Here is a 22,515-nt window from a genome sequence, read left to right on the forward strand (position 1 = left end):
GGCCTATGAGGCATGCTTTGATTTTTTGGATTTCGGTATCGCTTGCGGTACTGGGTCTCGTTACAGGAATGTTGAGCGATGTATTCGGAACGTTGTCGGTATTCATTTTTCCTTTGGTGTTATTCGGTCTGCTCTATTATGGCTACAAGATGACACCGGCGGGAAAAACACGGACTCCCGGCAGACCACGTACAAAAGTAAAGCCTTCACAGAAAACCATGTCTAAAGTGGCCGGGGTACGCAAAGCCCAAACCGCACCCGGTAAACGCAAAAGCTATCCGTTCCAGGTTATCGAGGGCAGCAAGGGTAAAAGCGACGATCAGCTTCCAAAATATCATTAACAGGTTCTTGCTGCTCAAGCAGAAAACTGTAAGCAAAAGTGGAAACGGCTTTGCCGTCCTCAAAAGGACGGTATCCGTTTCAGCGAGAAATAGAAGGATAATTTATAGCGTGAAACATATAAATTCTTATCTTTTCAAAAAGGCATCTCCACGTTGCATAACTGACGTGTGGGATGCCTTTTTTAATACCATTGCTGCGGTGGGAAGATGGAGACTCACTGGGAGAGCTTGTGAACGGGCGGCCTCCAGTTTTTGAAGAATTCCTCCCCCGCCTTATATCCCGCCGCGTACAGATCATCACCCTGCACCGGGGAAATATGAAAACTGGTTGTGGAAATCCCCAGTGTCGGAATTTTGACCGTCCGCACAAGTTTCTCTGTTTCGATATAACGTTCATCATGGGCCGACAGCATGGTCCCAACCAGCGCCTGCAGCATACTGAAGGGACCGGTGATCCGGTGAGGCTGGGGATCCGTCCTCCCGATCAGCTGATAGCCGACTGTAGGGATGTTGTGCCCCGGACTTTTAAAGCCTGCTTGTTTCTCATCGAACAGCCATAACGGAAAATTGCTGAGCAGTCCTCCGTCCACGAAATAAACGAATTGTTCAGTGAATGACTTCCCCCGGGCAGCCTGCCCGCTTAAACGCAGCATAACCGGGTCGAAAAAATAAGGAATGCTGCAGCTCATACGGACTGCCTTGGCGACTTCAAACCCGCCTGGGGTTATGCCGTATTCCTCCAGTCCGTCCGGAAGGACAACAATTCGTCCGTTCGAGATATCCGAAGTAATGATGGACAGCTTTCCGCGCGGTAAATCACTGAAGGTAACAATGCCTTTCTCCCGCAAAATGCCGCGGATCCAGGATTCCAGCGCCTCTCCTGAGTACAGGCCTTTTTTAATCATCACCCGCAGCGCAGGGCCTACGAAAGCTGTGTTGTACAACGCTCCCCGTTTCAAAAAAGAAGAAAAAGAAGTTCCTTTTATAATCCGGCTCATGGCTTCACCGTTATAACCTGCAGCCAGCATCGAGGCGATAATGGAACCCGAGGAGGTTCCGGCTACTTTACGAAAGGTGCGGCCCGCATGTTCCGTCGCCTCCACAGCTCCCGCGAGCGATATTCCCTTTACCCCACCGCCTTCAAACACAGCATTAATCTCCATACAGAGTTTACCCCCGTTCCATAGATCCTATTGCTTATCTATGAGCACGGGGGTAGTTTCATGACTTCTTATGATTGCAATTGCCGGCAATTCATCAGGATTTGAAATAGAACGTCAATAAGCTGGAGAGTCCGAACGGATCACGCACGACGATATCATTCGCACGGAACATAATGCTTCCGGCAACCTCATCGTACTGTTCGTTATATTTGAGCTGGTTGATGATTTGCTCGCCGCTCTGCCATTCGGCCTTCTGATCACTTGCTCCAACCTTATAAGCTGCCTGACCAATGTACAGCTTCACTCCGGTACCCTTAACTTCATTTACCCACCAGTCTACCAGCTTGTCATAGCGGGCAGCGGAGAAGGATAAACTCCAGTAAATCTGCGGTGCAATATAATCGATCCAGCCGTTTTTGATCCATGTCCGGGTATCCGCATACATGTCATCATAGGCTGATACGCCTGCCGTTGTGTCCGAGCCGGTACTGTCGGCCTTCTTGTTGCGCCACACGCCAAACGGGCTGACACCGTAAGAAACATCTGACTTGGCGCTATGAATCTCCTGGCCTAGCTGGCGGATAAATTCATTGATGTTGTCCCGCCGCCAATCCCCTTTACTCGAGATAGCCTTGGCGTTATATGTATTGAACGCCGTGTCATCGGCGAAAGAGCCGGAGGGATAAAAATAGTCATCCAAATGCACACCATCAATGTCGTAGCCTTTGACAACCTCCATCACCGTGTCGATAATATGCTGGCGCGCCTCAGGAATTCCCGGATTAATGTACAGCTTGTTCTCTGCTTTTACAATCCACTCCGGATGGGCCTTGGCCACATGATTGCTGGCAAGGCTTGAAGTGCTGGCATCCGTGGTTGCACGGAACGGGTTGAACCAGGCATGAAACTCCATACCGCGTTCGTGTGTGCTGCTAACCATGTACTCCAGCGGATCATAACCGGGATTCTTCCCCTGCGTTCCGGTTAACACCTTGGACCAGGGAACAAGCACCGAAGGATACAGGCTGTCCCCTGACGGTCTGACCTGGACAAATACGGCGTTATAGCCGGTGGCCTGCAGCTTGTCCAGCATGGTGTTGAACTCTTTCTTCTGTTTGTCGGCATTGTTTGCCGATGAGGTCGACGGCCAATCCAGATTGAATACGGTGGAGATCCACGCCCCTTTCATCGCCTTGCCTGTTTTTGCTCCCGGAATGGACGGGATTTCAGGAACGGTTGGCTTCGGCACCGTTGGCGTTGGCACGGTAGGTGTTGGCACCGCAGGCGCTTCCGGTGTAGTTGGAACCGACGGGGTCACAGGACTGATAATTTCGGTATTCGAGTATAGGGCAATATTATTTGCTGCCTTATTCCAGGCCACCTGTAGCCCGAGCTGTTCGCCTACAAAACGAAGCGGCACCATCACCCGGCCCTGCCGGCTCTGAACTGATGTTTCAAGGCTGATAGAAGCTCCGTCCACGAGGGCCGTTGTGCTGCCGCTGGTCAGCTTCAGCACAGTGCTCCCTTTGCTGATCGTGGCCGTCTTGCTGCTCTGGTTCCAATCCACTGTCGCGCCAAGTCCCCTGCTGACTACAGCTACAGGCACCAGTGTTACGTTGGAAGCGGTAATGTACGGCGGCACATCACTGCTTAGTAGTTTCCCATCCAGCTCAATCGTAATAGGCACCGCTGCCGCACGGACACCGGGTAACCCTACAGACAGGCACAAGACAAAAACCAGCAATCCTACAATCCATTTTCGGTAATTCATAATTCCTCCCAGGTTTACATTCTGAAATGTGTATAAACAAAAAGAAACGGCCCTCTCGTCCTTAAATAAGGGAGACGGCCGTTTGCTTTGGAAACGGGGTCATAGAAAAAAAGAACGTTACCCGTTTTGACGTAAAAAAACTGGAAAAGTTGCGCAAAGCAAGAAAAATCTGCTTCGTTTAAGAATCGCTGACCAGCTCATGGTGAATATCGTATAAGGTCTGGAGACGTGCTTCATCGCGCCGGAAATATTCCACCAGCGTTTCAATCCGCGTGATAGAATCCCAGCTCAAATGATGTTCGATGCCTTCCACATCCTTATAAATATGCTCCTGCTGTACTCCGATCAGGCCAAGAAACTCCTCCAGCAGCTGATGACGGTCAACGAGACGTTTTCCTACTTTTTTACCTTTGCTCGTTAGGACAAGCCCACGATATTTCTCATAGATGAGATAGTCGTCCTTATCCAGTTTTTGGATCATCTTGGTTACAGAGGAGGGGTGTACTTCCAGTCCCTCGGCAATATCCGAAACCCGCGCATATCCTTTCTCGTCGATGAGCTTGTATATGCGCTCCAAATAATCCTCCATGCTGGGTGTTGGCATTCAAGTTTACCTCTTTTCTATAATGAGCGTGGCGCGGGGGCCAACCTTGCTCTAACAATGATACATGTTTCTGCCGCTCTTTGGCAAGTCCTCCGGCCCCTTGTTGCCCTGCATAGCGATGATTACCATGATTTTATTCCGCCCTTAACCGGCACAATAACGATATCCTCATCCCTAAGGAGCGTGAACCCATGACTGTAGTAACGCCCGAACGTCCCGCGGTAAAAAGACAGAAAAAGCCGACCGGTCTTTTCATTCCAGAGCTGGTTTTTTTCGAGCCGGATTCGCTTAATTATCCCAAAGGAGTACGGATTATGGAATGGGTCAAAGCCCAGAACATCCCCTACCGCATGACGACCTCGCATAACCGTATTACGAACCTGCCCGGCGAAACCGAGGTTGAGCAATACAAAATCGCCAAAAGAACACTGGTGGTCGGCCTGCGCAAAACGTTGACCTTTGACCAGTCCAAGCCGTCCGCGGATTATGCGATTCCGATTGCCACCGGCTGCATGGGACATTGCCATTATTGTTATTTGCAAACCACGCTGGGGGCCAAGCCCTATATCCGTGTCTATGTGAACACCGGGGACGTCATCGAGGCCGCTAAAAAATATATCGAAGAGCGCGCTCCAGAAATCACTACGTTTGAAGCCGCCTGTACTTCAGATCCGCTCGGGTTGGAGCATATTACCGGCTCCCTGACGGAGCTGATCAGCTTCATGGCCGCAGAGCCGCTCGGGCGGCTGCGTTTTGTAACCAAATACCAGCATGTTGAGCCGCTGCTTCAACTGAAGCATAACGGCCATACACGAATCCGTTTCAGTGTGAATGCCGACTATGTCATCAAGAACTTCGAGCCGGCTACTTCACGGTTTGAGGAGCGGATTGAGGCTGCGGGAAAAGTAGCCCGGGCCGGTTATCCGCTGGGCTTTATCATCGCACCGATTATCTGGCATGACGGCTGGGAAAAAGGCTATGCGGAACTGCTGGAGAAACTGGCCAAAACCCTTCCGCCGGATGTGGGCAAAGGATTGACTTTTGAGATGATTCAGCACCGTTTCACCAAAACGGCCAAAACCGTGATTGAGAAACGTTACCCCAAATCAAAGCTGGAGATGGATATTGAAAAGCGCAAAAAGAAATGGGGCCGCTGGGGCCAGAATAAATATGTGTACCCTGACAAACAGCAAACCGCCCTGCGGGAGTTCATCACAGAGCGGATTTTTGAACATTTCCCGGAAGCGGGAATTGATTATTTTACCTAAGCTAGAAGATCAGCCAGTCCGGCGTGACTCCCTGCAGCCAGATCGTTATCCGGAACATTTGATCTGTAAACAGCAAAACCCCCATTAAGACCATTAGTGCGCCGCCGATCTTCATCAGCACATTGGAATATTTCAGGATTTTTCTCGCCCCGCCCAGGAAGAAGGCCAGTGCGAAAAACGGCAAGGCAAAGCCGATACTGTATGCGGTAATCATCGTAAACCAAGTTCCCGGATCACTGGCAGACAGCGCGATGATTGCCGTCAGAATCGGCCCGATACAAGGTGACCAGCCCGCGGAAAAGCCGATGCCAAAAATAAAGGAGCCGGCATAACCCGCCGGTTTCCATTTCAGATCAAGCTTGCGTTCCCGCAGCAGAAACTGTGGCTGAAAAATCCCCAGCAGGAACAGTCCCATCACAATGATTAGGATAGCCGACAATTGGCGGATCAGATCACGCTGCCCGTTGAAAAATTGCCCGAACAGCCCGGCCCCAAAGCCGAGCGTATAAAAGACTACTGAAAACCCCAGGATAAAAGCCAGCGTATGCGACAGGGTGCGGAAACGTACCTCTTTGCTGTTACTGCCGCTCTTCAGCTGCTGCACGGACAACCCGGTAATATAAGATAAATACGAAGGGTAAAGCGGCAGACAGCAAGGTGATATAAACGACGCCACACCAGCGGCAAAAGCAATTCCTGCATTCAGGTTCGACAAAGCGGCAGCTCTCCTTCCGGGTTCAGGGTCACTTTGCTAGTTACATACTTACGTGGGCAATCCTTTTTTGCCGATTAGTGTCAGGGTCAGAAGGGCAATCAGCAGCAGAACGATTGTTGCCCCAGGCGCCAGATTCCACACCCCCGCAACTACCAGACCTCCCACAACAGCAATCTCGGCAATGATAACCGACAGTACAACCGAAGACTTGAAGCTGCGTGACAGCAGCAGACTGATCGCCACCGGAATCGTCAGCAGCGCAGACACGAGCAGCGAACCGACAATCTTAATAGCCGTACTGATCACAAGCGCCGTAAGCACCGTAATGAGCATGTTGAGCAGCTTCACAGGCAGGCCGCTGACACTCGCCGCATCCTCCTCAAAGCTGAGCAGAAAAAACTCCTTGAAAAACAGCGTCACAACTACAACTACGGCAATCGTCACGATACCCACTACAATCAGATCTGTATTATTGAGCGTATAGATACTCCCGAACAGATAGCTCATCACATCCGCATTATACCCTTTGCCTAAGGTGAAAAAGAGTGAAGCCAGCGCTACCCCACCTGACATAATAATCGCGATGGACAGCTCAGCGTAGCTCTTGTACGCCTTGCGCAGCTTTTCGATGGCAAAGGAGGCCACCACCGCAAAAATCAGACCTGCCCCCAGCGGATAAAACCCGGTCAGAAAGCCAAGCGCCACACCTGCGATGGTCACATGGGCCAACGTGTCTCCGATCATCGACAATCGTCTGAGCACAAGAAAAACGCCTATAAGCGGCGCGGTAATGCCGATCATCAGCCCGCCCGCAAGCGCCCGCTGAAAAAAGTCACTGAATAGAATTTCCAAGATATATTCTCCTCGTCTGAAACAATTTCGAACCCTCCCAAACCCTCCCTTCCAAGGGAGGGCCCCAAGGGCTCTGCCCTCTGGACACCCGCTTAAGTGCAACTGGCGTGGGAAAGGTGTATTGCGGTATCTGGTGACTGCGGAGGAATGAACGCTTTTCCTCCCTTACGGGATACGCTTTACCGGTGCGGGATCTGGGTACGGAATAAAGGCCAAGATCAAAGGCTAAGATCAATGACTAAGATCAAAGACTAAGGTCAAAGGCTAAGATCAATGACTAAGGTCAAAGGCTAAGATCAAAAGCCTGGTCATCCTATGTTGTACAATGGATGACCAACGGGAAAACCGGCTTGTTTCAGCGGAGAAGAGCAATCTACTGCAGATGATACAATAGATTGCTCACTTTTGGCGCTGATATGGAATTCTGTTGCATTATGTGCAGCAGAATGCAGCAATATGGCTGAATAATGGTGCGTTCACTGAATTCTAATGTAGGAAATACATCAGAATATAAAAACTAGTAAATATGTAGCTATTCTGCTGCACATAATGCAGCAGATCAAGTTATTAGTCTGTCCATAGATGCCAAATCAGGCGTTTTCTTGCTAAAGTTAGCTTCTGGTTGAGTTGCTGATGCGGCAGACCGATGGTTAACGGTACGGTATCCGGCATATTTGTATTTACTGCAGCTTTTTAGCATGTCAGCAACTGGTTTGGAGTAATAAGTGTATTGTGACAGCCCCGGATCAGCTAAGTGTATGCTGCAGGTTCTCCACGGCGCAATCCTGGACGTCATGAGAGTGGCGGCAGTAGAAATTGATTTTGCCGTTTTTCTGTACCGGCTCCTGCCCCAGATAATTTTTGATCATGTCGATGTCATGCGAAACCATCAGGAAAGTCATATGATGATGGGCGTGCATATGCATAATGAGGTCGAAAAACCCGGCTTGCGTTTCGGCATCAATACCGACGGTAGGTTCGTCCAAAATGAGCAAATCCGGATGGTTGATCAGCGCACGGGCCAGGAATACACGCTGCTGTTGACCGCCGGACAGCTGGCCAACTCTTTTCTCAGCGATATCCTGAATCCGCATTACCTCAAGGGCGTCCTCACACTGGCGCTGCTGCGCTTTGGACACTCTGCGGATCAGATTCTTATTGTTGTACAAGCCGGACAGCACGACTTCACGGACCGTTGCCGGAAACAAGGGGTTGAACGCATTCTTTTGCGGGACATAGCCGATGCGCTCCCAATCCTTAAACTTGCGGACAGACTGGCCGAATAATTTAATATCCCCGCTGGTTGCGGGCAGGAGCCCGACGATCATCTTCAGCAAGGTTGTTTTGCCGGCGCCGTTGGAACCGATAATTCCCAGGAAGTCCCGTTCCTTAACGGTGTAATTCAGATTGGAAATCACCTTCTGCTCTCCGTAAGAGAAGGAAAGATCCTGTATCTCGATCATATGCTGATGGCAGTCCAAGGATACCGATTGCATTGTGAAGTACCGCCTTTCACTTATACTTTCCTTACTATTGTAAAGCCAGAATTAGATTTTGCAAATTTTTCTCCATTAATGTGAAATAGTTGTCTCCATTCTTGTCCTGTTCGGTGGTAAGTCCCTCAACCGGATTTAGCACCATCGTCTCCACACCGGCTTCACCAGCCAGGGTTTTGGCCAGCTTGTCGGAAACCAGCTCCTCGAAGAAGATATAACGGATGCCTTCCTCTTTTACCAAAGCCGCCAGATCCAGCAAATCCTGCCCGCGTGGTTCCGCATCCGGGGACAAGCCCATGATAGCATGTTGTTTCAAGCCATAATCACGCGCGAGATAAGCAAACGCCTGGTGGGACACGACGATTTCTTTATTCGGCAGCTTGGCAAGCTCTGTCGTAAACTTGCTGTCCAGCGCCTGCAAGCGCTCTGCAAGCTTGTTATAACGTTCCTCATAACCGGATTTATGCTCAGGATCGACGGACTGGAGGCTCTCTTTAATGTTCTCAGCCATCACAAGCGCGGATTTTGGACTTACCCAGGTATGGGGATCTGTATGCAGGCTGTCGGTGCCTGTTTCTTCGGAATGCTCTTCATCCGCATGTTCCTCACCTTCATGCGCATGTTCCTCGCCTCCATGATCATGCCCGTCTTCTTCATCTGTCATAATATAATCGACGCCTTTGCTGACTTCAACAGCCTTGGCTTTACTGTCGCTGTTGAGGCTTTTGAGGAAGTTTGGCACCCAGCCCTCAAGTCCGGCACCATTGTACAGAAACAGCTGGGCTTTGGAAGTATTGATGATATCCTGGCTGCGCGGGGTCCAATCATGAGGCTCCACACCCACCGGAAGCAGATTGATGACATTGGCATCTTCCCCGCCAATTTCTTTGGCAAATTCATATATAGGATAAAAAGTAGTGACTACATTCACTTTACCCTCAACGATACTCCCGCTGCTCTTGGGACCGCAGGCCGCAAGCGTTAGGATTACCAGCAGAGCAAGCACCAGCAGCAGCCCTCTGTGTGGTTTTGTTAAAGACATAATTACTATCGACTCCTTAAATCGTAAATTTTACTATGAGAATTATAATAGTAATGGTTACGATAAGTCAACTCTCATGTTCTCTCGAACGTTCCGCTGCCAGCGTCAATTACAGCTTCGAAGCTTTGTGTATCCCTTGTATCCATAACAAAAAGGAACGCCCGCAGCCATTGCTGGCTTACGTGCGTTCCCTTGCAGTCGTTCGGCGGGTCAGTGGGATTTGCCCATTTGGACCCGTTATTTGTTCTGGTACAGTCTGTTTACTTCACAATTGCACCGTTTGGCATGCTGTCCGGTACGGTTGCGATCGTCAGCTTGTCGCCTTTGGAGGCGGCCAGGATCATGCCTTGCGACAGCTCGCCGCGCAGCTTCACCGGCTTCAGGTTGACGATGCAGATTACCTTTTGTCCCACCAGCTCCTCTGGAGTGTAGAACTTGGCAATCCCGGACACCACCTGACGCTGCTCATAACCGAGATCAAGCTGCAGCTTCAACAGCTTGTCTGCCTTCTTCACCGGCTCAGCGGCGATGACCTGGGCCACGCGCAGTTCGGCTTTGGCAAAATCGTCGATGCCGATTTCTTCCTTATGCTCTTCCTCCGGCTCAGCTGCTGCGCCGCTTTCAGCGCTTGCAGGTTCCGCTTCTGCTGCCGCCGGTTTGCCGGCACCCATCGCTTCGGCGATGTAGGCAACCTCTACAGCAACATCGAGGCGCGGGAAGATTGGATCGCCTTTGGCCAGCTTCGTTCCGGCTGGAATGAGGCCGAAGGTTTTGCCGCTGTCCCAGGCTGTCAGCTCACCCGGCTGAATGCCGAGCTGCTCCCAGATCTTCGCCGGTGCGCTGGTCAGGAACGGCTGCAATAGAATCGAAGCGGTGCGCAGGCCCTCCACAAGATGTCTCATGACGGAAGCCAGCTCGCCGGTTCTGCTCTCATCCTTCGCGAGCACCCAAGGCTGGGTCTCATCAATGTATTTATTCGTACGGCTGATGAATGCCCCGATCGCGGTAAGCGCCACGGAGAACTCCATTTTTTCCATCGCTTCTTCAACTTTGGCATAGGTGCTGCCCGCAGCCGCTTCAAGCTCGCCGTCGAACGCCGTTACCTTGCCTTCGTAAGCCGGAAGTTCGCCGCCAAAATATTTCTCAACCATCGCCCCGGTCCGGTTCAGCAGATTGCCGAGGTCATTGGCCAGATCATAGTTGATCCGGTCTACAAAGCTTTCAGGCGTAAAGGTACCATCCGAGCCAAATGCCACTTCACGCAGCAGATAGTAACGCAGCGCATCCAATCCGTAGCGGTCGATCAGCGTGACCGGATCCACTACATTACCCTTGGATTTGGACATTTTGCCGTCTTTCATCAATAGCCAGCCGTGTGCGAACACTTTCTTCGGAAGCGGCTCGCCCAGCGCCATCAGGATGATCGGCCAGTAGATCGTATGGAAACGCACGATTTCCTTGCCGACAATGTGCACATCCGCAGGCCAGAACTTGTCATACAAGCTGCGGTCCTCGGAGCCATAGCCAAGCGCTGTGATATAGTTCGTCAATGCATCAATCCATACATACACGACATGCTTCTCGTCGCCCTTGACCTTAACGCCCCAATCAAAGGTTGTACGGGAGACCGCAAGGTCCTCCAGCCCGGGCTTGATGAAATTGTTGATCATTTCGTTCTTGCGTGATTCCGGCAGGATAAACTCCGGATTCTCTTCATAATACTTCAGCAGACGGTCAGCATATTTGCTCATGCGGAAGAAATAGCTTGCTTCCTTGACCAATTCGACAGGGTGGCCGCTGTCCGGGCTTTTACCGCCGGTGATGGCACCGTTTGCGTCCCGCTCGATATCCACCAGCTGAGTTTCGGTGTAGAAGGTCTCATCCGGAATGCTGTACCAACCTTCATATTCACCTTTGTAGATGTCGCCCTGCTTCAGCAGGCGGTCAAAGATATCCTGCACCACTTTCTTGTGCCGTTCTTCCGTCGTGCGGATGAAGTCATCGTTGGAAATATCCAGCTTGCGCCACAGATCCTTAATGCCGACGACAATATCGTCAACGAACTGCTGAGGGGTCTTGCCGGCTTCAGCAGCCTTTCGTTCAATCTTCTGCCCATGCTCATCCGTACCGGTAAGATAACGGACCTCATAGCCGCGCAGGCGCTTGTAGCGGGCCATAGCATCTCCAGCTACCGTAGAGTAAGCATGCCCGATATGCAGCTTGTCACTCGGATAATAAATCGGCGTAGTCAGGTAAAAAGTTTTCTTATCGCTCATTTCATGTCATCCTTTCGTCTTGGCAAACACAATAAACACAAAAAACTCCCGCCCCTTTATGGGGCGAGAGTATACTCACGCGATACCACCCAAAGTTCCCTGGTTCTTCACAGAACACAGGCTTCGCCAGTTCCCTTGCGGAACTGTCCATTAACGCTGGAACACGCTGTTATCTTACTTAAGCCGCAACAATCCGGCTCCAGCTCGAACACAGTTCCTCCCGGACCATATTCAATCCTGCGTACCATACCGGCTCCCAGCTGTTCCCGGCTCTCTGTAATGGACGTCCCGATCTACTCATCCGTTCCTCGGAAATTGATGTTATTATCCAAAATATACCCACAATGCAGGCATCATGTCAAGTCGTGGGAGCAGCTTCGTCCCCGGCAGAGTGTTCTTTGCGCGGCGGTACCGGGTCCAGTCCCCCGGGATGGAAGGGATGGCATCTGCCAATTCGCTTCGCGGCAAGCCACGAACCCTTGAGCGGGCCATGGATTTCGATTGCTTCCAGCGCGTAGGCTGAGCAAGTCGGATAGAAGCGGCAGGTCGCCGGTTTAAGCGGCGAAATAAATTTGCGGTACACGCGGATTGGGGCCTGGATCGTTCTGCGTATAATAGGCATAATCAGTGCCCTTCTTTGCTGTGCGCCGCAAGTGCCGTCTCTTCTTCACGGTTCTGTTCACAATCCTTGCAGTAACCGAACACCTCAAATTTATGCTTGACCACCCGGAACTGATCCGGAGTATCCGTTAAATTCATCGGGCAGAAATGAATCGGGTAAGTCTTCATGCATTGAAGGCAAATCATATGGTGATGGTGATGATCCTGATTGCAGCTGCCTTTGAACTTGACGCCATCCTCAAAGACCACCTGCTCCAGCACACCCAGTTCCTCCATGACACGCAGGTTGCGGTAAACTGTATCAAAGCTGAGCCCGCTGTACTTGCGGCCCATATGCTCATAAACATCCTTCGCCGACAAATATCCCGTATTCTCGCCGAATAACTTGGCAAGCGTTTTGCGCTGATCGGTGATTCGCAGTCCCTGCCCCGACATGGCTTCCAGTATTTGTTCTGTCGACAGCATTCGCTCATCTCCCATAACATAGGTCATTTGTATTGCACTCTCTTTATAATGCCCCAAAACAAATGCCCCGTCAATGAAACGGGCCACCCAAGACTCGCTTGCTGGAAGACTTCAGGCCTAATCCCCCTATATTTGCCACAAAAAAAGCTGCCCTTCCATGACGGAAGCGGCAGCCTTTTTTTGTAGACTGGAATGTCCGTTGCCGGACATTCCAGTATTACTTAAGTACTTCCCTGTTTATTTCTTCGGAGGAAGTGGTGTGAACAGGAAGTTGATCGACAAGTTACTGCCGGAAGCCGGAGTAAACTGGATCTCTACTGGACCTTCATAATCACCGGTCCGGTACACAACGCTGTTCAAATCGGAACTTCCCAGACTTTTCTCGTTTGGCACCTGCACGACTTGATTGCCGTTAACAAGAACAGTGCCCATATAGTTTCCTCCACGCGGGTTAAAGGTAATCAGCGTATTGGCCGCTACCCGCTCCAGCCTGATTTTGTACAGAACACCGAAGTTCCCCAGATTGGTTTCCTGGAGACCTGTCAGGGCATCGAGGCCGAGCAAGTTCGGATCATTGTTATTGTCGCCGATCACGAGTCTGGCTGGAGTAGTTCCCACCAAATCCGAAACGTTAATGAGACGAGTAGAATCCGGATAGGTTCCACGATTATGGACTCCGTCACGCGGCAAGATAGGCGTTAAAGGCAGTGAAGAAATCGGCTCTTTATTCGCATCAATCATCATCACGGAATAGGTAACCGCTAAATCACTGTACAAATCAGCCTGCATCGAGACGTTATCATTTGGCTTCATGGCTATAGTATTTAGTTCTGTAAGAATCGATACGCTTTGTCCTGGCTGGATTACCGTTTGCTTGTACGAGCTGCCGTTCAGCATCGATTCCCAGTACCGTGTTACAGATTTCTGTCCGGTTAGCTCTGCAAATGAGCTAGGACCACCAAATCCGGAATATTGGGTTGTAATTGTCACAGGATACATATTGTCATTGGTGGCAATCACATATACCTTGGTGTTGATCGACAAATTATTCTTATGGTGAATCAGGAAACGTGTTGCGCCTGTAGCCGTTTCACGGTACAGAACACCCTCGCTGAACACCGTTTCCGGGCTGTTGCTGCGGATCAGAGTAAACGGCTCGGAAGACGTGTCGTATTTTAGATTCGGCCAAGTAGGGACCGGAGTGCCGTCAAATTTGAATGCTGTACCGGGTACTGCGAACAGGCGGTTAAAATCCTCTTCATTGTACAGCTGTTCTTCCGTAATAATAACTGTTTTCTCAAACGTATTGACGGCTCCATGGGAATCCGTAGCAGTCAGGCTGATGACCTTTGCACCGGGTGTAAAGAACGCCTGGGCTTTATTGGTCCATGTTACTGTAATCGTATCGCCGTCCGGATCACTGCTGTTATCCGTATAAGTGATGGGTTCACCCATTTTGTACTGTTCCTTGTCCGTGACGAAATTTGCCACCGGAGCTTCATTCGGCTTCAGAACATTGATGGTCGCAGTGTACGGATCACTCGTGCGTCCATTGGCATCCACAACGGAATAGGTAACGGTATAAATACCGGGTTCATCATAGTAGTCCCGCTTGTCTCCACCCCATAGATCACTAACGATAGGCGTATTATTCGGTGAACTGCTGGAGGTCACAAAGTTGACCATGGTTTGACCGGCATAAATTTCGGTAGGCTGAACGGTAAAAGAAGCCTTAGGCTTTGTGGAAAGCGTAAGAATTACACGTTTCTGAACAGTATCCAATACATAATTTAATTTCAGTGCCGATGTAATGGAGGTCAAAGGAATCATAAACGTTCCTTTGTACTGGTAGGTTGCACCCTTCATTGTGGACTTCTTGCCATTGACTGTATAGGTTTTGCTGTTTAGCTTAAAGCGCATTACATCGCTGCCTTTTGTAACTACGGTTTCCTTAGCCTTGGAATCATAAGTAACCTGCAGTCCTACACGTTCCACCATCGCCCGGATAGAGACGTAGGACACGCCGTTCTTGACTGCCATCGGCTGATTGGCCAAATATAACACACCGTTTACGTACATTTTGTTGCTGTTCAACATCAGCACCAGCTGGTCATCGCCTGTAGCGGAGAGCATTTGCGGATCCATACTGTTCGTCTGCATGTACGTTTGATCGGTAACCGTTGCTGGCGGCAGCGGTGTTTCCGTAGGCTCTGCAGACGGAGTCGGTGATGCTGTACCGTCCAACAATCCGCCTGACGACGGGTCAGTAGATAGGGGTACAGATGAAGCGGACGGTGTTGGTGTTGGTGTTGGTGTCGCCTCCGCGGTGCTCACGTTGCTCGGTGAAGTGGTGCTGACGGGTGCGGCGAAAACCGGTACCGCTGCGGCAACCTGTGTGATGGCCAATACAGCAGCTAATGATAATTTCTTAAGATTCATGATATGACTCCTTCTACTCCCAGTTGTAGTATATAAGGCCTGCAGTTCTCTCTCTGTAATCCTTATATTCCCCGCAAAACGCATGACGCCCTGAAAGGACGGCAGGCAAAATTTTGCCACATGCTTTTTACAAAACATAGTATTAGACGCAGTAAGCCCTTAAAAGTTTCATTAAATGTAAAGAAAGATCAAAATCCATTTTCAACCTGTAAAAATATGATTTTTTAATAAAAAAACCGAGGTTGCTGCGTTTTGTTATATTCTCCTTTATTTACCTTTGCTACAATGATTGCATTATAGAATTAACGCAGCGGGTGATGCCTTTGTCCAAAAAAAGTTCGATTCTGACCCAACTGATTTCCGGCTTCTCGCTTATCATTATCGCCATTGTTGCTGTCACCATTTTTTGGTCCTACCGCTCCTCCTCAGAAGCTGTACAGAGCCGCTCCAATCAGTACCTTCTGGAATCGGTCAAGCAGCTTCAGGGCAAGATGGACGCCATCCTGTTGGACCATGACAGATTATCCTCTACAATCATGCTCAGCCCAATCATCCAGAATAACCTTAAAGATGTCGCAGGCAACCGCAGACCGCGGACCGACGGACGGGAGATTAATCATTTCATTGACCAGCATACACGTTCCATTAATTACGATGTGCAGCTTAAACTTTTCAGTCTATACGATAGACAGGTCTACTCCAATACCAGCTCGCTTAAGGTGCTTTGGGAGCGGGAACAGGAAATTCACAGCGCCTACTGGTATCCGGCAATCGGGGAGAACCGGGGGAAAATGGTCTGGTTCGGCGCCGATGTCTGGCAGAATGGCAACATTCCGGTACTGATGGGCGCACGCCAAATCATTAACTATGATGATCTGCAGCCGCTGGGAACCCTGTTCCTTGTTCTTCCAGTAGCAGTTATAGACAATGCGGTCAACCAGTTTCAGCTCGGCCCCCACGAGAAGATTCAGATCTCCGATTCGTTCAACACCATCGTCTATTCGACTGATCCGAAGGACATCGGGATGTACATGGAGAGCGGAATGGTCGAGAAATTCAGCAGCGGGAAAGCGCAAGTCATTCAGCAGAAGGTAGCCTCACGGAATATGTTTATCTCCTACGCCCACTCTGCCTACAACCAGTGGAGTGTCTATGCTTATATAGATGCGAAGGAAGCAGTGAAAGATTTGAACTCCATCCGGCGGAATATCCTGCTTATCGGCTTGTTCGGCATCGCGGCTGCCTTGCTCTTCACCTTCTTTTTTTCCTGGACGCTGTCGAGGCCCATCCGAATCCTGGCTTTCAAGCTGAACAAGGTAGAACGGGGAACGACACTGCCGCTTTTGAAAAGAACGATGAACAAGGAGATGGATATTCTCTATTCAAGCTATAATTCCATGCTTCAGAACCTGGATCATACCATCGCCGATCTTGCAGATAAGCGGATCAGTGAGAAGCAGGCGCAGATCGTAGCCCTTAAGGCACAATTCCGGCCTCATTTTCTCTACAACACATTGAACACCATCTACTGGTCTCTGGCGGGTAAACGGCTGCGCGAAGAAGCACAGATGGTGCTGGCGTTAAGCGACCTGCTCCGTTACAGCATCGACCGGGGCTCTGAATTCGTTACGGTCGAGGAAGACCTGCAGCAGCTTGACCGCTTTATCTATCTGCAGAAATTGCGTTATGAAGAGAAGCTCCGGGTTGAGCTCACCGTAATTCCAGAGGTCAGGCTTTGCCAGATTATGAAGCTTACTCTTCAGCCTCTAATTGAGAATGCCATTACCCATGGCCTGGAGCCTGCAGTCCGCGATTATTGGCTGATACGGGTGCTGGTCTACAGTGAAGGCTCGTCTTTAGTCATTACCGTAGAAGACAACGGAGAAGGAATGACCGGGGAGCGGATGATAGAAGCACTCTCCACAGAGAATAACAGCCCGGTAAATCTGCTGCATACCGGGATCGGGCTCTCCAATCTGCATAACCGCATCAAATTGATTTATGGCCAGGAGTATGGCCTCAAGCTGTCAGAAAGTGAACTGGGCGGTCTGCTTGTCAGGGTGACTGTTCCTCTGCAATATGATCAGGACCACAAAGGGGGAAGCACGTAAATGCATGTGCTAATCGTCGATGATGAAAGTTTTGTCCGCCGCTCCTTGTTAGAGCTGCTGGAAAGCGAGGATTCACCCTCCAGCAAGGTAAGCTCGGCAGAAAACGGAATTGAAGCTGTCCGTATCTTGCAGGAGCATGCGGTTGATCTCGTGATCTCGGATATCCGTATGCCGGGAATGGATGGCTTGGAGCTCGCCAGACATATTCACGAAGGTTATCCTGATACCGAGACGGTACTCTTAACCGGCTACCAGGATTTCACATACGCCCGCCAGGCGATCCGCTATGGGGTAAGAGAGTATCTTGTGAAACCGAATTCGGTTGAAAGCATTCTGGGCGTTGTATCGGCAACATCTGAACGGCTGCAGCTAAAGAAGCAGCAGGAACAGCTGCTGCAGCTGCGTAATAAGCATTTGCAGAAAAAGCTGCTGTCCGACCTGCTTTACGGACTGCCGCTGCCTTTTTTTGAAACTAATCTCCTCCCCTCCTTCCATTCGCTGGTTGTCGTCACAATATCGCTCCGCGGAGATACCCTCCCGCAAAGCTGGTCAGAGCAAGCGATGTATTCTGCAGCAATCAATATTCTCGAGGAGTTGTTCAACCAGCATACCTACACGGTTGGGATTCAGGATGAGCAGGAAGCGATCTTCCTGTTGTTCTATGCACAGGAATCCGAAGATCTTGAGAACGTGAATGAAGCGTTGGCGCTGAAAGGGCTGGAGAAGCTGAAGAACCTGCTGAAATATTCATTTGGGGCTGGAATATCCAAGTTCCACCGGACGCTGGAAGAAATTACACCTGCTTACCGTGAGAGCCTCGAAGCCTTGCGGCAGGTTAAGAAAGAGAACGCCTCACCTGATATTTCCCGCAGTGACGGCAGCCGGAGTTCATCTTCCGCACAATTGGAGGAACAGCTGCAGGTTAAAGCCAAACGCAGAATCATCTCCCTGATGACTGAGGCGATGAGATCAAGACTGCAGGAGAATCTCACCCTGAAGATGATTGCTGATGAGCTTTACATGAATCCCACCTACCTGGGCCGCATCTTTAAGGAGGATATGGGTGAATGCTTCTCCAGCTTTCTGACCCGGCTCCGCATCCAGAAAGCAACAGAGCTGCTGGAAGATGTCACCTTGAAGGTTTATGAAGTCAGCGATCTCGTCGGATTCAGAGATCCTGCCTATTTCAGCCTTATCTTCAAAAAAACAATGGGTGTGACGCCACAGGATTACCAGAAGCACAATAAATAAAGTTGAGGTGGAACTTCTTGTCTGCAAACCCGATAACACCGGCCTTCAAACTGCCGGCCTTCCTACTGGCCTTGGGGCTGCTTGTATCTACCGGAGGATGCCGCATCGCATCCCAGCAGGAAGGTTTTGTTGAGCCGGACCCGCCGGTTGAGCTGAATATTTGGCTAATACCGGGATCGGGTCTGGAACCGCTGATCGGACAATATCAGGCGCTGCATCCGGAGCTTGATATACATATCCAGATTTCTACCTTCACCCAGCTCCCCCTCAAGCTGCAGACTTCATTTGCTGCGGGCTACAGCTCCCCGGACATTGCTTCTATTGATATCAGCTATCTGGATCAGTTTAAGCAATTCCCCGAATATTTCTATGATTTGAGTCAATATGGTGCAGCAGAGCTGGAGAAGCAGTTTCTGGCGTGGAAGTGGCAGGAAGCACTGAACGGAGCTTTCATCTACGGCCTGCCAACGGATATTGGCCCCTACGCCCTGTTATACCGTCAGGATATTTTTTCGATTGCCGGACTTCCGAACACAGCGGAGGCAGTGGCTGAAAGAATTGGAACCTGGGAGCAATTTATTGAGACAGGCAAAATCATCAAAGAAAAGACGGGCAAAGCCTTCGTCAACAATCTGGAGGATCTGTATCTGGCCATTCAGCGCCAATCTCCGCTGCAATATTACAGTCCTTCCGGAGAATTGCTGGTTGAGGACAATCCGCAGATTAAGCGGGCCTGGGAGTATGCGATCGAGGCTCACCGGCTTGATCTATCCGCACATACAGCCATAGATACGCAGCAGTGGGGAATAGAGCTGCTGACCGGGGATTTTGCTGTTATGCTCTGTCCGGCCTGGATGGTCGGACATATCAAGAGCAGCTCGCCCACAGCCAGCGGCCTGTGGAATATGACGCTGATTCCAGGAAATAGCGCTAACCGGGGAGGTTCTGTGCTGACCTTACCGAAGAGCGGCAAACATCCCGAAGAAGCCTTCGCTCTGATTAAGTGGCTGACCTCCCCCCAGCAGCAGCTTGCCGTCTTCAAAGCGCAAGGAAATTTCCCTTCAACACCGGAAATTTATGAAGCGCCGGAGATTAAGGATCAGCACGATCCTTATTTCGGCAACGCCCAGCCGGGGCTGATCTATTCCGAGTCCGCCTTGCGCATCCAGCCAACCTATTACGGCCCGCACCATACCGCAATTGAAGAAAACATGCTGGAATTCCTGACCCGTGTCGAGCTTCGTGAGCTTGATCCTGACACTGCCTGGACCTATGCTGTCCAGAATGCGAAGAAGATTGATGCCGGCTTCCGCTAGCAGCACCCGGACCGGCAAAGAGGCTTTCTCCAGCGGAATCAAACTGCCGGAGAAAGCCTCTTATAGTGTAAATCCAACTGAACCGTTACAGTATTTTATTTCTGCGCTGCTAAAAAGGCATCCAGCTGGTTCTGTTTCTCGGCAATAATCTTCTCGACTCCCGCCTTCTTCAGCTTCTCGGCATATTTCGTCAGCACGGTATCCGGGTCAACGGAGCCGGTATCCAGGCTGGTATCGAACTCATCCATAACCGCTTTGCAGGCAGCTACCTCTGTCTTCATCTGTGAAGCATCAAAGTTGAAGCCAAGCGCCACAGTGGACTTTCCCTGGGAATTGAAAGCCTTAAACTGCTCCCATTTGTCAGGAGCTTCGCTTTCCCAGACGGGATTCAGGAATTGGCTGCCCAGCATCCAGGCGGCGGCTGTATTATAGTCACCGGATTTGGCCGATGCCTTGATCGTATCTCCGCTGACGACATCATAATGGACACCCTTCACTCCGAAAACAAGCAGATTGTTGATCTCTTTATCCGTGTGCAGGAGGTTCAGCACCATCATGGCCCGGGCCGGGTCGCCGGACGAAGCCGAGATGGCCAGCATGGACCCGGCAGCATCGCTTGTGGAAATCGTCGGCTCATTGAAGGCAATCTGTTTCAACTTGCCTACCAGACCCGTAGCATTTGCAAGTTCGCTGTCTTTTCCCGGTTTAAGCGATTGCACAGTCATAAAGACATTGCCCGCTTTCATCGCATCCTGGGTTGAGGTGGTAGCAATCGCTGCATCGGCATTGATATACCCTTTCTTCATGTATTCACGGGTAAGCTTGACAATCTCCTTGTAGCGGTCAAGTTCAATCATCGAAGTAATCTTGGTGTCCTGGCTATCCTTCAGCAGGATGCCGGGAATCGCCGCATCGCCGAGTGTATCATACTGTGCCATATACTGAGAATTGAACGTTTCTCCCTGTTTAAAATAAAGCGGTGTAATATCCGGTCTCTTATCTTTGACTACCTTAAGTACAGCATCCAGATCCTGAATGGATTTCACATTCGCCATATCAATTCCAAGTTCATCCGCAATATCCGACCGGTAGACAATTCCTCCCTGTGCCGCCAACTCCTTATTTGTAGGAACCGCATAGTTCACACCGTTGATCGCTGAACCCTTAAGGAACTGCGGATCAAGGGTATCCAGTATGCCTTGGCCGTAATCCTTCAGCAGATTGCCACTCTGTCCGCCATCATCATTCAGCGGAAGGTAAGCACCCTTGGCAGCGTTGGTAACATAATATCTCCATTGCGCCGTAAAGATCAGATCGAATTTCTCCTGGCTGGCAATCTTGAGATTCGTCTCACTGTCCCATTGCCCCCAGTCAATCGGTGCAATGTCCAGCTTCGCATTAATCTTCGGCTCCAGGATTTTGTTGATAGCTTCTTCTACCATCACTTCATCCTTTTGCGGAGCGCCAACATAAATTAACTTCACAATGTAAGGCTTAAGCTCCTTTGCCGGGTCCGCCGTCGGATCAGCGCTAGCCTCCGTTTTGACAGCGCTTGCATTTTCAGCAGGCTTCTGGGACGCCGTATCTTTATTGGCGTTGTTGCCGTTATTCCCCCCACAACCGGATAAACCAAGTGTGAAAACAACCATGAGCATCAACAGTACTATGGAGCCTTTTCGCACAACCTTCATCTGAAACATAACCTCCCCAATTATTTTGTTTATGCTGGACCGGCCGCTTTAACGGCAGTGCCGCAAATCGGCCGGGTAAAACCGGAACAAGTTGCGGTCACCCCTTGACGGCACCGACAGTAAGCCCTTGGATGAAATACTTCTGGAAGAAGGAGTAGACGAACACGATCGGGCCAATCCCTATAACAGCCATTGCCATACGCACCGTTTCTGTAGGCAGCTTGATCTCTACACCCTGTGCTGCGAGCGCCGCCATCGCCTGCGGGCTTGCCGTCAGAAACTGCACGTTCAGCATTGTTTTATACATGAGGTACTGCAGATTGACATGTCCATCCGGAGATATAAAGATCAGACTGAGATACCAGTCATTCCAATAGGCCAAAGTCTGAAACAGCCCCACTGTAGCAAGGACCGGCAACGACAACGGCAGAATAATCCGGATGAATATCCGCAATTCGGAAGCGCCGTCAATTTTAGCGGATTCGATTAGTGCCGGTGGTATCGTGTTCGCAAAGAACGTTCGAAGCAACATGACAAAGAATGCAGAAACCAGCAGCGGCATAATCAGGATCCACAAAGTATCCTTGAGATGTACCATCCGTGTATAGACCAGATACCATGGCACCAGCCCCCCGTTAAACAGCATCGTGAAAAACATGAAGAAGGCGAAGAAATTTTTGTGCGGAAAATCGCTTCTTGAAATTGGATAAGCATACAGCGCCATAATAAGCAGGCTCAAAATCGTTCCAGCCACTGTAACGAATAAAGAAACCGCTGCTGCATCAAGAATCTGCTTGTAATCCTTCAATAGGAACTCATAGGATGATGTATCCCATTGCTTCGGGAAGAAGCTGTATCCATTACGGAGGACGGCGTCCTCATTCGAGAACGATACAATGATGACCAGCAGGAGCGGTATGATACAAAGTGCTGAGTAGATCCAGAAGAATATATTTATGAGCAGATTGGAGATCCCGGAGATATCATTGGGCTTTTTTTGCCGTTTCAAGACTTTGCCGGGTCTAAGAATTAACCCATCTGCTGTTTCCGTTGTTACACTCATGCTCCCCACCTCTTAATATTGTTTTAAAAC

The 22,515-nt window shown here is 50.2% G+C and carries 18 protein-coding genes; 5 read left to right on the forward strand and 13 right to left on the reverse strand.

The genetic code is table 11. The features are described from left to right. Positions 1-5: 5 nt before the first annotated feature. On the forward strand, positions 6-341 hold the full coding sequence (locus H70357_RS24140; protein WP_038594944.1) for a hypothetical protein: 336 nt from the start codon (positions 6-8) through the stop codon (positions 339-341). 215 nt (positions 342-556) lie between these two features. Here H70357_RS24140 and H70357_RS24145 read toward each other — a convergent pair whose 3' ends face one another. From H70357_RS24145 to mntR, 3 genes are all read right to left on the reverse strand, one after another. Then, positions 557-1,504: a patatin-like phospholipase family protein gene (locus H70357_RS24145; protein ID WP_038594945.1), complete on the reverse strand. Its 948-nt coding sequence runs from the start codon at positions 1,502-1,504 to the stop codon at positions 557-559. Positions 1,505-1,598: 94 nt separating this feature from the next. Continuing rightward, the gene (locus H70357_RS24150) at positions 1,599-3,275 is read right to left on the reverse strand and encodes a family 10 glycosylhydrolase (protein ID WP_038594946.1); all 1,677 of its coding nucleotides are present in this window, start codon (positions 3,273-3,275) and stop codon (positions 1,599-1,601) included. A 178-nt stretch (positions 3,276-3,453) separates the two neighbouring features. After that, positions 3,454-3,879: a transcriptional regulator MntR gene (mntR, locus tag H70357_RS24155; protein ID WP_038594947.1), complete on the reverse strand. Its 426-nt coding sequence runs from the start codon at positions 3,877-3,879 to the stop codon at positions 3,454-3,456. 191 nt (positions 3,880-4,070) lie between these two features. On the opposite strand from mntR, the gene splB reads away from it, so the two are divergent. Then, on the forward strand, positions 4,071-5,147 hold the full coding sequence (gene splB, locus H70357_RS24160) for a spore photoproduct lyase (protein WP_038594948.1): 1,077 nt from the start codon (positions 4,071-4,073) through the stop codon (positions 5,145-5,147). A 1-nt stretch (position 5,148) separates the two neighbouring features. On the opposite strand, the gene H70357_RS24165 is transcribed toward splB, so the two are convergent. From H70357_RS24165 to H70357_RS24200, 8 genes are all read right to left on the reverse strand, one after another. Further along, positions 5,149-5,862 carry a cytochrome c biogenesis CcdA family protein gene (locus H70357_RS24165; protein WP_038594949.1) on the reverse strand — a complete coding sequence of 238 codons (714 nt, stop codon included), beginning with the start codon at positions 5,860-5,862 and terminating at the stop codon, positions 5,149-5,151. A 48-nt stretch (positions 5,863-5,910) separates the two neighbouring features. Further along, positions 5,911-6,714, reverse strand: a complete 804-nt coding sequence (locus H70357_RS24170) for a metal ABC transporter permease (protein ID WP_038594950.1) — start codon at positions 6,712-6,714, stop codon at positions 5,911-5,913. A 746-nt stretch (positions 6,715-7,460) separates the two neighbouring features. Then, positions 7,461-8,210 (reverse strand): metal ABC transporter ATP-binding protein, encoded by a 750-nt coding sequence (locus H70357_RS24175; RefSeq protein ID WP_038594951.1) that lies wholly within the window; start codon positions 8,208-8,210, stop codon positions 7,461-7,463. A gap of 34 nt (positions 8,211-8,244) precedes the next feature. Continuing rightward, positions 8,245-9,252, reverse strand: a complete 1,008-nt coding sequence (locus tag H70357_RS24180) for a metal ABC transporter solute-binding protein, Zn/Mn family (RefSeq protein ID WP_038594952.1) — start codon at positions 9,250-9,252, stop codon at positions 8,245-8,247. A gap of 260 nt (positions 9,253-9,512) precedes the next feature. Then, the gene (metG, locus tag H70357_RS24185) at positions 9,513-11,528 is read right to left on the reverse strand and encodes a methionine--tRNA ligase (protein WP_038594953.1); all 2,016 of its coding nucleotides are present in this window, start codon (positions 11,526-11,528) and stop codon (positions 9,513-9,515) included. A gap of 358 nt (positions 11,529-11,886) precedes the next feature. After that, complete coding sequence (yidD, locus tag H70357_RS24190; RefSeq protein WP_038594954.1) at positions 11,887-12,150, reverse strand: membrane protein insertion efficiency factor YidD; 264 nt, start codon at positions 12,148-12,150, stop codon at positions 11,887-11,889. A gap of 2 nt (positions 12,151-12,152) precedes the next feature. After that, on the reverse strand, positions 12,153-12,614 hold the full coding sequence (locus H70357_RS24195; protein WP_038600332.1) for a Fur family transcriptional regulator: 462 nt from the start codon (positions 12,612-12,614) through the stop codon (positions 12,153-12,155). Positions 12,615-12,851: 237 nt separating this feature from the next. Further along, entirely contained in the window at positions 12,852-15,053 is a 2,202-nt protein-coding gene (locus H70357_RS24200) for a copper amine oxidase N-terminal domain-containing protein (protein WP_038594955.1), read from the reverse strand. Between the two features lie 323 nt (positions 15,054-15,376). On the opposite strand from H70357_RS24200, the gene H70357_RS24205 reads away from it, so the two are divergent. Genes H70357_RS24205 through H70357_RS24215 form a run of 3 tightly spaced genes read left to right on the forward strand, consistent with a single transcriptional unit; the run spans position 15,377 to position 19,731 of the window. Further along, positions 15,377-17,164 (forward strand): sensor histidine kinase, encoded by a 1,788-nt coding sequence (locus H70357_RS24205; protein ID WP_038594956.1) that lies wholly within the window; start codon positions 15,377-15,379, stop codon positions 17,162-17,164. Then, positions 17,165-18,415, forward strand: coding sequence for a response regulator (locus H70357_RS24210; protein WP_038594957.1), 1,251 nt, complete (start codon positions 17,165-17,167; stop codon positions 18,413-18,415). A gap of 17 nt (positions 18,416-18,432) precedes the next feature. After that, positions 18,433-19,731: an ABC transporter substrate-binding protein gene (locus tag H70357_RS24215; RefSeq protein ID WP_052092223.1), complete on the forward strand. Its 1,299-nt coding sequence runs from the start codon at positions 18,433-18,435 to the stop codon at positions 19,729-19,731. 95 nt (positions 19,732-19,826) lie between these two features. Here H70357_RS24215 and H70357_RS24220 read toward each other — a convergent pair whose 3' ends face one another. Both H70357_RS24220 and H70357_RS24225 read right to left on the reverse strand, forming a co-directional pair. Further along, positions 19,827-21,422 (reverse strand): ABC transporter substrate-binding protein, encoded by a 1,596-nt coding sequence (locus tag H70357_RS24220; protein ID WP_038594958.1) that lies wholly within the window; start codon positions 21,420-21,422, stop codon positions 19,827-19,829. A 97-nt stretch (positions 21,423-21,519) separates the two neighbouring features. Next, positions 21,520-22,485 (reverse strand): carbohydrate ABC transporter permease, encoded by a 966-nt coding sequence (locus H70357_RS24225; RefSeq protein ID WP_081965903.1) that lies wholly within the window; start codon positions 22,483-22,485, stop codon positions 21,520-21,522. Between the last annotated feature and the right edge of the window lie 30 nt (positions 22,486-22,515).

Source organism: Paenibacillus sp. FSL H7-0357 (assembly GCF_000758525.1).
Taxonomy (GTDB): domain Bacteria; phylum Bacillota; class Bacilli; order Paenibacillales; family Paenibacillaceae; genus Paenibacillus_AQ.